Source organism: Micrococcus sp. Mcc89, assembly GCF_024519795.1.
Lineage (GTDB): Bacteria > Actinomycetota > Actinomycetes > Actinomycetales > Micrococcaceae > Micrococcus > Micrococcus luteus.
In genome coordinates, this window is record NZ_JALJRI010000033.1 from 60,709 (window position 1) to 73,644 (window position 12,936).

Here is a 12,936-nt window from a genome sequence, read left to right on the forward strand (position 1 = left end):
CCCGCGTCCTCCCGGCGCGCCCGTGCCGTGTGGACGGGATGGTATCTTCCCTTTCGATCGGCTGTGCTCGTTGCTCTTGACCGTGGAAGGGTCACGACGGGGCCGGTGAGGAACGAGAGGCATCGAGGTCAGAGCCATGGCGTTGCGGCAGCTCAGTGTGCAGGAGAGGGCGGAGGCCCGGAGGAAGGCCCTCCAGGCCCGCCAGGCGCGGGCGGAGCTCAAGGCGGCCTTCGCCGCCGGTGAGGTCGGCCTGGCCGACATTTTCGCGCGCGCGGACGCCGACGACGCCGTCGCCCGTCTGCGGACCGTGGACCTGCTGCTGGCCCTGCCGGGCGTGGGCGAGGTCCGGGCCCGGGAGGCGATGGCGGGGTGCGGCATCTCGCCGCGGCGTCGGCTGGGCGGCCTGGGCCGTCGTCAGCGCGAGGCGCTGATCGCCTATATTGGCCGGTGACCCCCACATCCCGGCGGGTCGGCGCCGGCCCGGGTGACGGGTCTGCGAGGCCCGTCCCACCAGGAGGATGCGTGACCGACACGTTCGACCCCGGACCCGCCCCCGCCGTCCCGGTGGCCCGCACCGCCGTCCAGGAACGCCCCCCGGGCCCGGGCGTCACCGTCCTGGCCGGCCCCACCGCCGTCGGCAAGGGCACCGTGTCGGCCTATGTCCGCGAGCACTACCCCGAGGCCTGGCTGTCCGTCTCCGCCACCACCCGCCCGGCGCGCCCGGGCGAGGAGGACGGGGTGCACTACTACTTCACGACGCCGGAGGAGTTCGACTCCCTCGTCGAGGCGGACGAGATGCTGGAATGGGCCGTCGTGCACGGCGTCCACCGCTACGGCACGCGGCGCGACCGCGTGATGGAGGCCGTGGCGCAGGGCCGCCACGTCCTGCTGGAGATCGACCTGCAGGGAGCGCGCCAGGTCCGCCGTGCGCTGCCGGAGGCCACCTTCGTGTTCCTGGCGCCGCCGAGCTGGGAGGAACTCGTGTCCCGGCTGCTCGGCCGCGGCACCGAGAGCCCGGAGGAACAGCGCCGCCGGCTCGAAACGGCTAGACTGGAACTCGCCGCGGAACCCGAGTTCGACGCCGTCGTCGTGAACGACCGCGTGGAGCGGGCCGCCGAGGAACTGGTGAGACTCATGGGGCTGGACCCCGAGCGCCGTCCGACCGAGGCCTGAGGACCGGCCGCACCGACGCCGCACCCGGCGCCGACGTGACAGTGAGATGAAGACTTTGGAGACCCCGTGACCGAACAGTACGAAGGCATCGTCAACCCGCCCATCGACTCCCTGCTGGAGCGGGTCGACTCGAAGTACGCCCTGGTGCTCTTCGCCGCCAAGCGGGCCCGGCAGATCAACGCCTACTACTCGCAGCTGCACGAGGGGCTGTTCGAGTACGTCGGCCCGCTCGTGGACACCCAGCTGAACGAGAAGCCGCTGTCCATCGCCCTGCGCGAGATCGAGACCGACCTGCTCGAGTCCCACGAGGCCGTCGAGGCCACCCCGGAGGCCGACCTGGCCGCCGAGGACTTCGGCGACTTCTCCCTGCCGGGCGAGGACGACCCGTTCGCCACCCTCGAGTCGTCCGACGCCCACCAGCCGATGGGCGATCCCGCCGCCATCGAGGAGGCCGCCGAGACGGTGCGCGCCGAGGAGGGCACCTCCGAGGACGCCCCGGAGGCCTGAGCCCGTCATGGAGATCGTCCTCGGGGTCGGCGGCGGCATCGCGGCCTACAAGGCGGCGCTGCTGCTGCGCCTGATGACCGAGGCCGGCCACGGCGTGACCGTGGTGCCCACCGCCAACGCCCTCGAGTTCGTGGGCGCGGCGACGTGGGAGGCCCTCTCCGGCCGCCCGGTCCGCACGGACACGTTCGAGGCGGTCGACGAGGTGAACCACGTCCGGCTCGGCCGGCGTGCGGACCTCGTGGTGGTCGCGCCGGCCACCGCCGACCTGCTCGCGCGCACCGCCGCGGGGATGGCCCCCGACCTGCTGGGCAACGTGCTGCTCACCGCCACGTGCCCCGTCGTCCTGGCCCCCGCCATGCACACCGAGATGTGGCACCACCCCGCCACGGTCGCCAACGTCGCCCTCCTGCGCGAGCGTGGGGTCACGGTCGTGGACCCCGCCGTGGGCCGCCTCACCGGGGCCGACTCCGGCGCCGGACGTCTGCCCGAGCCCGCCGAGATCTGGGAGCGTGCGCAGGCCGCCGCGGCCGCGGGCGCCCCGCGCCGTCCCCGGGCCTCCGGGTCCGACGCCGAGCCGACGCCCGGCCCGCTGGCCGGTCGCACCGTGGTGATCACGGCCGGGGGCACCCGCGAGGCCCTGGACCCGGTCCGCTACCTGGGGAACCGCTCCTCCGGCAAGCAGGGGGCCGCCCTGGCGCGCGCCGCCCTCGACGCCGGCGCCACCGTGCGGTTCGTCGCCGGGTCCATGTCCGTCCCGACGCCCGAGGGCGTCGAGCGCGTCGTGCCCGTGGAGTCCACGCAGGACCTGTTGGACGCCGTGCAGGCGGAGGCCGCCGACGCCGACGTCCTCGTGATGGCGGCGGCCGTCGCGGACTTCCGGCCGGCCGAGGTCTCGGACGCCAAGATGAAGAAGGGCGACGACGGCGGCGCGCCCGTCATCGTGCTCGAGCGCACCCCGGACGTGCTCGCCACGGCCGTGCGGACCCGCTCCGAGGGCGGGCCCATGGCCCCGCTCATCGTCGGCTTCGCCGCGGAGACCGGCGACGCGACGTCCTCCGTGCTCGAGTACGGCCGGGCCAAACTGGCGCGCAAGGGCTGCGAGATGCTCGTGGTCAACGAGGTCGGCACGGACAAGGTGTTCGGCCGGGACGAGACCGCCGTGACCATCCTGTTCGCCGACGGCCGCCCCGCCGTGGAGACCGCGGGCTCCAAGGACCAGGCGGCGGCCGCCGTCGTGCAGGCGATCGTGGATGACCTCGCCGGTCGCGACCCCGCCGGCGCGTCGGGCCGCTGACCTAGACTGGGCGGCATGACCGATGCCGCCTCGCTGAGCCCCACCCGCCACGCCGACCCGTATTCGGGGGTGGGCGGCGGAGAGCTCCGCCTCTTCACCTCCGAGTCCGTCACGGCGGGCCACCCCGACAAGATCTGCGACCAGATCTCCGACGCCATCCTGGACGCGATCCTCGCCGCCGACCCGTCGGCGAAGGTGGCCGTGGAGACCCTGACCACCACGGGCCTGGTGCAGGTGGCCGGCGAGGTGAACACCTCGGCGTACGTGGAGATCCCCAAGATCGTGCGCGAGACCATTCTGGACATCGGCTACGACTCCTCGGCCAACGGCTTCGACGGCGCCCAGTGCGGCGTGAACATCTCCATCGGCCAGCAGTCCTCGGACATCTTCGCCGGCGTCTCCCGGTCCCTCGAGGCCCGCGAGTACGGCTCGGCGGACGAGGTGGACGAGCAGGGCGCGGGGGACCAGGGCATCATGTTCGGCTACGCCACGGACGAGACCCCGGCGTACATGCCCATGCCCATCTACCTCGCGCACCGGCTCTCCGAGCGGCTCACCGCGGTGCGCCGGGCGGAGAACACGCCCATGCCGTACCTGCTGCCGGACGGCAAGACGCAGGTCACCATCGGCTACGCGCCCGGCCACGTGCCCACCACGGTCGAGGCCGTGGTGGTCTCCACGCAGCATCACGAGTGGGTCACGCAGGAGCAGCTGCGGGCGGACGTGGAGGAGCACGTGATCCGACCCGTCATCGAGCGCTCCGGCCTCGACACCTCCGGCATGCGGATCATCATCAACCCGGGCGGCAAGTTCGTCATCGGCGGGCCCGTGGGCGACGCCGGCCTCACCGGTCGCAAGATCATCGTGGACACCTACGGCGGCATGGCCCGGCACGGCGGCGGCGCCTTCTCCGGCAAGGACCCGTCCAAGGTGGACCGCTCCGCCGCCTACATGCTCCGCTGGGTCGCGAAGAACGTGGTGGCCGCCGGCCTCGCCTCGCGCGCCGAGTTCCAGGTGGCCTACGCGATCGGCTCGGCCCGGCCGGTGGGCCTGTACGTGGACACCTTCGGGACGGCCACGGTGCCGGAGGAGAAGATCATCGAGGCCGTGAACGCGGTGTTCGACCTGCGTCCGGCCGCCATCGTGAAGGAGCTGAACCTCCTGCGGCCCATCTACCGACGGACCGCCGCGAACGGCCACTTCGGCCGGGACGACGCCGACTTCACGTGGGAGCGCACGGACCGCGTCGAGCAGCTGCGCGCTGCCGCCGGCCTCTGATCCGGAGGCGGGCATCACGGACACGCTGTTCGCCCTCCCGGAGCCGGAGGACGCGCCCCGACTGCCGGAGCGGGCCGAGGGGTGGCCGGAGCGGCCGATCGCCCGCGTCCTGCTGGACTCGCCCGTGCCGCACCTGGACCGCGAGTTCGACTATCTCGTGCCCGTGGCCCTGGACGACCGGGCGGTCCCCGGCTCCCGCGTGTCCGTCCGCTTCGGCGGACGGGCCATGACGGGCTGGCTCGTCTCGCGGGAGCAGGAGCCGGCCACCGGCGCCCAGCTCACCGAGCTCACCGGCGTGCTCACCGCCATCCCGCCGCTGACGGAGGAGGTCCTGGCGACGGCTCGCGCGGTGGCCCGGCGCCAGGCCGGCGTCGTCACGGACGTGCTGCGGGCCGCGGTGCCCCCGCGCGTTGCGCAGGTCGAGAAGGCCGCCCTGGCGGAGGACGCGGAAACCGCCGCGGACCACCCTGTGACGCTGACCGGCACGGACGCCGAGCGCCCGGAGCCTCCCGCGGCGGAGGAGGGCCTCGTGCCCACGGTGTGGGAGTCCCTCGAGGGGGGCACCGCGTTCGTGTCCGCCGTGCTGGCCGGGGACGCCGCGCGGGCGGCCGCCGTCGTGCCCTCGCGCCTGTTCGAATGGGACGAGGCGGGCGCGCTGGCCGCTCTGGCGCGCACGGTGGCCGCCTCGGACGGCGGCGTCCTGCTGCTGGTGCCCGACCACCGCGACCTCGACCGGCTCTGCGCCGCCCTCGACGAGCACGTGGGGGAGGACGCCTACGCGCGGATCGGCTCCGAGGACGGCAACACGCCCCGGTACCGCGCCCACCTGGCCGCGCTGCGCGGCACCCGGCGCATCGTGGCCGGCACCCGGGCCGCCGTGTGGTCGCCCGTGCGCGACCTGAGGCTGGTGGTGCTCTGGGACGACGGCGACGACGCGTGGGCAGAACCCCGCGCGCCCTACTTCCACGCCCGAGAGGTCGTGTTGGAGCGGGCCCGCGCGACCGGCGCGGCGCTGCTCTTCGCCGGGCCCTCCCGGTCCGTCCCGGTGCAACGGCTCGTCGAGTCGGGCTGGCTGCTGCACCTGGGCCCCTCCCGCGCGACCCAGCGCGAGCTCGGGCCACGGGTCGTCTCCACCGCCGACGCCTGGGAGACGGCGCGCGACCCGTTCGCGCAGCGGGCGCGGCTGCCGCAGGCCGCCTGGGCCGCCGCCCGCGCCGCGCTGCTCGGGCCACGGCCGGGCCCGGTGCTCGTGCAGGTGGCCCGGGCCGGCTTCATCCCCGCCCTCGTGTGCGAACGGTGCCGCACGCCCGCCCGCTGCCGCGTCTGCGCGGGGCCGCTGGGCTTCCGCGACGCGCGGGCCGCCCGGCACGGGGAGGTGGCCTGCCGGTGGTGCGGCACCCGGGAGCGCGGCTTCCGGTGCACCGAGTGCGGCGGCACGACGCTGCGGGCCGGCGCCCGCGGCGTGGACCGCACGGCCGAGGAGCTGGGCCGGGCGTTCCCGCGCGTGCCCGTGCACGCCTCCTCGGCGCAGCACATGCTCGGCTCGGTGCCGCCCGGGCCCTCCCTGGTGGTGGCGACCGTGGGGGCCGAGCCGGCGACGCCCGACGGCTACGCGGCCGCCCTGCTGCTCGACGGGGACAGCCAGCTCCAGCGCGAGGGCCTCGACGTGCCGGGCCGCGTGCTCGCCCGCTGGCTCGCGGCCGCCTGCCTGGTCCGCCCCGCCTCCGACGGGGGCGTCGTGGTGGTCACCGCGGACGCGGGGGAGGCGGTGAACGCGCTCGTCCGACGGGACCCCGACGGCTTCGCCGCGCGCCAGGTCGCCGAGCGGCGCGAGCTGCACCTGCCTCCCGCCGGCCGCCTCGCAGAGGTCACGGGGGAGGCCGCCGCCGTCGCGGAGTACCTCGAGCTCGTGGAGGCCGCCCGCCGGGAACGGCCGGACGAGGACGTCCACGAGGATCCGCACTCGGCCCCGCTCGATGGCGGCCCGGCGCGGCTGCCCTGGATTGGGCCGGTGCCGGACCCCGCCGACGAGACCCGCTCCCGCGCCCTGCTGATCTTCCCCTACGCGGCGGCCGAGGCCACCGTCGGCGCCCTGCGCGCCGCCCGGTCCGCAGCGAGCGCTCGGCGGGAGACCGCCCCGGTGCGGGTGCGGCTCGACCCGGCCGGGGTGCTCTGAGGGGGCGGCCGGACCGACCCGCAGCCCGAGGGGCCGGAGCGCGGCGACGCCGGGGCGATGACGGCGTCAGCGGCCGGCGCGGCGGAGCCAGTCGCGGATCAACGCCGCACAGGCGGCCGGCCGCTCGTAGTGCAGCAGATGCCCGACGCCGTCGAGGACGTGCAGCTCCGCCGTGCCGCCCGCGTCGTCGATCGCCGCGGCGAGCGCCTCCTGTGCCGGCACCGAGCCCAGCGGATCCTCCCGCCCCGCGACCAGCAGCACCGGCAGGCTGAGGCGGGCGGCGACGTCGGCCACGGAGCCCGTGCTCGAGGCGCGGTACGCCTCGGAGAGCATGCGTGCGGAGGCGAAGTCCGAGAAGTGGCGCCGGTGCTGGTCATGGGTGTACGCGAGGACATCCCTGTCCCTGGTGCGGGTCATGGCGAGCGTGGTCACCCACACGACCGGCGGCGCGCCCAGCAGCAGCCGCGCCGAGCGCTCGGGCAGGCGGGCGGCGACCTCGTAGTACCCCTCGGCGACGGCCGCCAGCACCCGACTCGTCGCGGACGCCGACGCCTGCAGCGCGGGTTCGGCGATGGGGTTGAGCAGGACCAGCCGTCCCCACCGGGACGGCTCCCGGGCGACCAGCTCGGCCGCCACCGTCGTCCCGTAGGAGTGCGCGACCAGCACGGGGGTCGCCCGCAGACCCAGGGCGGCGACGACGGTGGCCACCGCGTCCGCGTGATGGGCCACGGTGTGCTCGGCGTGGGGGAAGGGCTCCGAAGCCCCGAAGCCGGGCAGCTCGATCGAGTGGATCGGATGCTCCGGGAGCGCGTCGGCCAGCAGGGCGAGGCCGTGGTGGTCCCCGCGGAAGCCGTGCACGAACACGAGCGGGGCAGCGGCCGCGTCCCCCTCGGGTGCGCCGGGCGATCCCGGCGCGGCCACCGGAACGGGGGTGTACTCCCACACGGCCACGGACGACCGGATCCCGCTGACGGGGTCCGGGACGGCCAGGGTGTGCCGGCGGGGCGTCCGGGCCGGGTGGCCCGTGAGCACGCGGGGATCGGCGGGCGCCGCGGGCGGGCGCAGCAGATCGCGCAGGCGGACGGGCGGGCCCGGGGCGGCGGACGGCGTCGGGACAGGCACGTCCCCACCCTAGCCAGGCCTTCGACCGCCGACGCCGTGGCGCCTCGTCTCCGCTGGACGCGGGGACGGGGTCCGCCGAGATGCTCGGCCTGATCGCGACCGCGGCGTGCCAGCGGGAGGGCGGCCTTGGGGTGGGCCTGAGGCCACGCTGCCCGGAACCCGGCGACGCCTGGTCCTGGCCACGATGGCGCGCGCGTGCCTACCGTACTCCGGCCCGTCCTCGGTCCCGGGGCCCGCACGGGCGCACCCCGTCCCCCACGAAAGGCCCATGCGTGCAGCACCCCGTCGCGCTCAGATCCCTGAAGATCGCCCTCGCCTTCGTCGGCCTGCTCGTCGGCGCCGGCTTCGCCACCGGCGCCGAAGTCATCCAGTACTTCGTGGGCTTCGGCTGGATCGGCGTCGTGGGCGCGGGACTGGCCGGCCTGCTCGTCACCGCCGGCGGCGCCGTCATCCTCCAGCTGGGCAGCGTGTTCCTCGCGGCCGACCACAAGGTCGTCTTCCGCAGCGTCTCGCACCCCGTGATGGCCCGGATCCTGGACGTCGTGGTGACGGTGACGCTCTTCGCGATCGGCGTCGTCATGCTCGCCGGGGCGGGCTCGACGCTCGCCCAGCAGTTCGGCTGGCCGACGTGGGCGGGCTCCACCCTGATGACCCTGCTCGTGCTCGTGACGGGCATGCTGGACGTGGAGAAGGTCTCCGCGATCATCTCCCTGATCACGCCCCTGGTGGTCGTCGCGGTCGTGGCCGGGTTCGTCCACGTCCTGGTCACCCGCGACGGCGGCTTCACCGCCCACGAGTCCCTCGCCGTCCAGGCCACCACGCCGGTGGACCCGTGGTGGCTGTCCTCGGTCAACTACTTCGGCCTCGTCGTCGTGATGGCCGTGTCCATGTGCCTCGTGATCGGCGGGTCCATCACCCACCCCCGGGAGGCGTTCCTCGGCGGCCTCACCGGTGGCCTGATGTACACCGCCCTGCTCCTGATGGCCTCCACGCTGCTCTACCTCGGCTACGCCGAGATCGGCCGCGCCGACGTCCCCATGCTGCGGCTGTTCGCCTCGATCGCGCCCTGGCTGGGCTGGGCGATGGTCGTGGTGATCTACCTGATGATCTTCAACACCGCGATCGGCATGTTCTACGCGCTGGGACGCCGCCTCACGGCCGACCGCCCGGGCCGCTACCGGCCCGTGTTCGCCGGCGTCACGCTGCTGGCCTTCGCGGTGAGCTTCGTCGGCTTCGGCGACCTGATGAACGTCGTCTACCCGGCGCTGGGCCACCTGGGGATCGTGCTCGCGCTCGTGCTCCTCGTCTGGTGGCTCACCCACCGCCGGCAGATCTCCGCCGAGTCGGGGCTGCGTCTGCGCCTGCTCGCGCTGCTCCGCCTGCGTGAGCATCCGGAGAAGACCTTCACGGCCCAGCACGCAGTGCAGCTGCAGGAGGCGGTCGGGGACTCCGTGGCGGCCCCGGACGCGGTGACGGAGGCCCTCGAGGACGAGGTCGCCCAGGTGCTCGAGGAGGACGACGCGCTCACCTCCGGAGGGGCGCGCCCCGGTCCCGACGCCGGGCCCGAGCGTCCGGCAGGCGGCAGCCACTCCGCCTGAAACCGCGTGCCCGGCCGGGCACGGCGTCTCGGAGCGGCCCTGCGGCCGGGCCGGGGCGCCGTCGCCGTAGGATGGGGTGGCCGGCCGTGCCGCCGGCCCCGTCCGCGCCGCCCGAGGGCCGGCGCCCCATCCCGACTGCGTGAGGACTCGAACCGCCGTGAGCCAGACCCCCGACAGCGCCGTGCCGGCCACCCCCAGCATCCCCGCCGACGCGGAGTACTCGTTCCGTGACGTGGAGGCCCGCTGGGCCGGGTACTGGGAGCAGGCCGGGACGTTCGCCCCGCGCGAGGACGGCTCCGAGACCCGCACCGTGGTCGACATGTTCCCGTACCCGTCGGGCGACCTGCACATGGGGCACGCCGAGGCGTTCGCGATGGGCGACGTCGTCGCGCGCCACTGGATGCAGCGCGGCTGCGACGTGCTGCACCCCATCGGCTGGGACTCCTTCGGCCTGCCGGCCGAGAACGCCGCCATCAAGCGCGACGCCCACCCGGCCGAGTGGACCTACGCGAACATCGAGACGCAGAAGCGCTCCTTCCAGCGGTACGGCATCGCCGTGGACTGGTCCCGTGAGCTGCACACCTCGGACCCCGAGTACTACCGGTGGACCCAGTGGCTGTTCCAGCAGCTGTACCGCAAGGGCCTGGCGTACCGGAAGGACTCCCCGGTCAACTGGTGCCCCCAGGACCAGACGGTGCTCGCCAACGAGCAGGTCGTGGACGGCCGCTGCGAGCGCTGCGGAACCGAGGTCACCAAGCGGACCCTGAACCAGTGGTACTTCCGCATCACCGAGTACGCGGACGCGCTGCTGGACGACATGGACCAGCTCACCGGCCACTGGCCCGAGCGCGTGCTCGCCATGCAGCGCAACTGGATCGGCCGCTCCGAGGGCGCCCACGTCGACTTCCAGGTCGAGGACGGCCCCGTCGTCACGGTCTTCACCACCCGGCCGGACACGCTGCACGGCGCGACCTTCATGGTGGTCGCCGCCGACGCGCCGCTGGCCGCCGAGCTCGCCGGCGACGACGTGCGGGCCGAACTCGAGGCGTACCGGGAGGACCTGAAGAAGGTCTCGGACATCGACCGCCAGGCCACGGACCGCCCGAAGAGCGGCGTGTTCCTGGGCCGCCACGCCGTGAACCCGCTGACCGGTGAGCGCCTGCCGATCTGGGCCTCGGACTACGTGCTGGCCGACTACGGCACGGGCGCCATCATGGCCGTGCCGGCCCACGACCAGCGCGACCTCGACTTCGCCCGCGCCATGGGGCTGCCCGTGCGCGCCGTGCTGGACACCGGCGAGGAGGACCCGGCCGTCTCCGGCGTCGCGACGACCGGCGAGGGCATCCTGGTGAACTCCGGGGAGCTCGACGGCCTGGACAAGACCGCGGCCATCGCGCGGGCCATCGAGATCGTGCAGGAGCGCGGCACCGGCCGGGGCACCACCACGTACCGGCTGCGCGACTGGCTGCTCTCCCGTCAGCGCTTCTGGGGCACCCCGATCCCCGTGGTCCACTGCCCGGACTGCGGCGAGGTGCTCGTGCCGGAGGACCAGCTGCCGGTCACCCTGCCGACCGACCTCAAGGGCGAGCAGCTCGCCCCCAAGGGCCAGTCGCCCCTGGCCGCGGCGACGTCGTGGGTCGAGGTGGACTGCCCGCAGTGCGGCGGCCCCGCGCGACGGGACACCGACACCATGGACACGTTCGTGGACTCGTCCTGGTACATGCTCCGCTACGCGTCCCCGAACGACGACGCCCGCGTCTTCGACCCCGAGGCCCTGCGCCGCTGGCTGCCCGTGGACCAGTACGTGGGCGGCGTGGAGCACGCGATCCTGCACCTGCTGTACGCCCGCTTCTTCACCAAGGCCCTGCACGACCTCGGCCTGGTGCCCTTCACCGAGCCGTTCCGCGCCCTGCTCAACCAGGGCCAGGTGCTCAACGACGGCAAGGCCATGTCCAAGTCGCTGGGCAACGGCGTGGACCTGGGCGACCAGCTGGACCAGTTCGGCGTCGACGCCGTGCGCCTGACCATGGTGTTCGCCTCGCCGCCCGAGGACGACGTGGACTGGGCCGACGTCGCCCCGGGGGCGGCCGGCAAGTTCCTGGCCCGCGCGTGGCGCCTGGCCCGCGACGTCCGCGCGACGGGCACCCCGGCCGGCACGGACCCGGCGGACGGGGCTGTGACCCTGCGCCGGGTGACGCACCGGACCGTGCACGAGGCCCAGCAGCTGCTGGACGACGGCAAGTTCAACGTGGTCGTCGCCAAGACGATGGAGCTGGTCAGCGCGGCCCGCAAGGAGATCGACGCGGGCGCCGGCGCGGCCGACCCCGCCGTCCGCGAGGCCGCCGAGGCCGTGGCCGTGCTGCTCTCCCTCGTGGCGCCGTACACGGCCGAGGACATGTGGGTGCTGCTCGGCCACGAGCCCTCCGTGGTCCGCGCCGGCTGGCCCGCGGTGGACGAGGCGCTGCTGGTCGAGGACACCGTCACGGCCGTCGTCCAGGTCAAAGGCAAGGTCCGCGACACCCTCGAGGTGCCCGCGGACATCACCGCCGAGGACCTCGAGGCGCGCGCCCGCGCGTCGCAGAAGGTGCGGAACTTCATCGGGGACGCCGAGATCGTCAAGGTGATCGTGCGCGAGCCCAAGCTCGTGAACCTGGTGATCCGCTGACCGCGTGAGACCGGCCCCGACCGGGCCGGGGGAGAGGAGGCAGGCCGTGGCGAGCATCGAGCAGTGGCGCGACGACGCGCTCGGCCGCCTGCGCTCCCGCCGCTCCCAGCTGGCCGGGCGGGCACGCTACGGGCTGCGCCCGCCCCGCCGGGACCGCACGGCCGTCGTCACGGACTCGGCCGCGGCCCTGCCCGGCGCCGTCCTCGGACACGGTCTGGCCGCCGGGATCCGCCAGGTGGCGCTGCCCGTCATGGTGGGCGAGCAGATCCACACGGAGGGCACGGACGAGCTCGCGCTGGAGCTGCCGCTGGCCCTGGCCGCCGGCACCCCGGTGCGCACCTCGCGGCCCTCGCCGGGCGCGTTCCGGACGGCCTACGCCGAGCTGGCCCGCGCCGGCTACGCACGCATCCTCTCCGTCCACCTGTCCGGCGAGCTCTCCGGCACCGTGGAGGCCGCGCGCCTGGCCGCCGCAGACGCCGAGCGCCCGGTGACCGTGGTGGACTCGCGCACCGTGGGCTTCGCGCTGGGCATGGCCGTGGTGGACGCCGCCGTGGACGCGGGGGTGGGCATGCCCGTGGCCCGCATCCGCGAGCGGCTCGAGGCCACCGTGGACTCCAGCCACGTGCTGTTCACGGTGCCCAGCCTCGAGCAGCTGCGCCGGGGCGGGCGGATCAGCGGGCTGGCCTCGCTGCTGGGCACGCTGCTGCAGGTGCGCCCCGTCATGGCCGTCGACGACGGCGCGATCGGCCTGGTCGACCGCCCGCGGTCCGCGGCCCGGGCCGTCGACCGGCTCGTGGAGCTCGCGACCGAGCGGGCCGGCGGGGACCCGGTGCGGATCGCCGTGCACGCGTACGGCGACCCCGAGACGGCCGGGCAGCTCGCGGAGCGGCTCCAGCCGATCTCCACCACCCCCGTGCCCGTCGTCGAGCTGCCCGCCGTGCTCGCCGCGCACCTGGGCCTGGGCGCCCTGGGTGTGGTGATCTGCCCGCTGGAATCGCCCACGGGGGGCTCGGGGGACTGAGGCCGCCCGTGCGGGAGCGCTGAGGAGACGGGCGCGTCCGTTCCTGCACACCGCCCTGGAGCGCGGTGGCGATCCCCAGGCCGGGTGCGGGACGCGCCCGGC

At 74.9% G+C, this 12,936-nt stretch carries 10 protein-coding genes; 9 read left to right on the top strand and 1 reads right to left on the bottom strand.

Features of this window, described 5'->3' with window-relative positions:
- The first annotated feature begins 136 nt into the window (after positions 1-136).
- From mihF to NR072_RS11460, 6 genes are all read left to right on the top strand, one after another.
- On the top strand, positions 137-451 hold the full coding sequence (mihF, locus tag NR072_RS05090) for an integration host factor, actinobacterial type (protein ID WP_010078601.1): 315 nt from the start codon (positions 137-139) through the stop codon (positions 449-451).
- A 71-nt stretch (positions 452-522) separates the two neighbouring features.
- Positions 523-1,173, top strand: coding sequence for a guanylate kinase (gene gmk / locus NR072_RS05095; RefSeq protein ID WP_010078602.1), 651 nt, complete (start codon positions 523-525; stop codon positions 1,171-1,173).
- 66 nt (positions 1,174-1,239) lie between these two features.
- Positions 1,240-1,680, top strand: coding sequence for a DNA-directed RNA polymerase subunit omega (gene rpoZ, locus NR072_RS11545; RefSeq protein ID WP_065573109.1), 441 nt, complete (start codon positions 1,240-1,242; stop codon positions 1,678-1,680).
- A 7-nt stretch (positions 1,681-1,687) separates the two neighbouring features.
- Entirely contained in the window at positions 1,688-2,974 is a 1,287-nt protein-coding gene (coaBC, locus tag NR072_RS05105; protein WP_144826322.1) for a bifunctional phosphopantothenoylcysteine decarboxylase/phosphopantothenate--cysteine ligase CoaBC, read from the top strand.
- A 15-nt stretch (positions 2,975-2,989) separates the two neighbouring features.
- Positions 2,990-4,252, top strand: a complete 1,263-nt coding sequence (gene metK / locus NR072_RS05110; RefSeq protein WP_095694620.1) for a methionine adenosyltransferase — start codon at positions 2,990-2,992, stop codon at positions 4,250-4,252.
- Positions 4,253-4,364: 112 nt separating this feature from the next.
- The gene (locus NR072_RS11460; RefSeq protein WP_159401773.1) at positions 4,365-6,428 is read left to right on the top strand and encodes a primosomal protein N'; all 2,064 of its coding nucleotides are present in this window, start codon (positions 4,365-4,367) and stop codon (positions 6,426-6,428) included.
- Between the two features lie 66 nt (positions 6,429-6,494).
- Here NR072_RS11460 and NR072_RS05120 read toward each other — a convergent pair whose 3' ends face one another.
- Complete coding sequence (locus NR072_RS05120; protein ID WP_256836383.1) at positions 6,495-7,550, bottom strand: alpha/beta fold hydrolase; 1,056 nt, start codon at positions 7,548-7,550, stop codon at positions 6,495-6,497.
- A gap of 272 nt (positions 7,551-7,822) precedes the next feature.
- On the opposite strand from NR072_RS05120, the gene NR072_RS05125 reads away from it, so the two are divergent.
- From NR072_RS05125 to NR072_RS05135, 3 genes are all read left to right on the top strand, one after another.
- A complete protein-coding gene (locus NR072_RS05125) occupies positions 7,823-9,148 on the top strand; it encodes a membrane protein (protein ID WP_036336588.1) in 1,326 nt (441 codons plus the stop codon).
- Between the two features lie 157 nt (positions 9,149-9,305).
- Positions 9,306-11,813 carry a leucine--tRNA ligase gene (gene leuS / locus NR072_RS05130; RefSeq protein ID WP_256836388.1) on the top strand — a complete coding sequence of 836 codons (2,508 nt, stop codon included), beginning with the start codon at positions 9,306-9,308 and terminating at the stop codon, positions 11,811-11,813.
- A 46-nt stretch (positions 11,814-11,859) separates the two neighbouring features.
- Positions 11,860-12,834: a DegV family protein gene (locus NR072_RS05135; RefSeq protein ID WP_210078868.1), complete on the top strand. Its 975-nt coding sequence runs from the start codon at positions 11,860-11,862 to the stop codon at positions 12,832-12,834.
- Positions 12,835-12,936 lie beyond the last annotated feature (102 nt).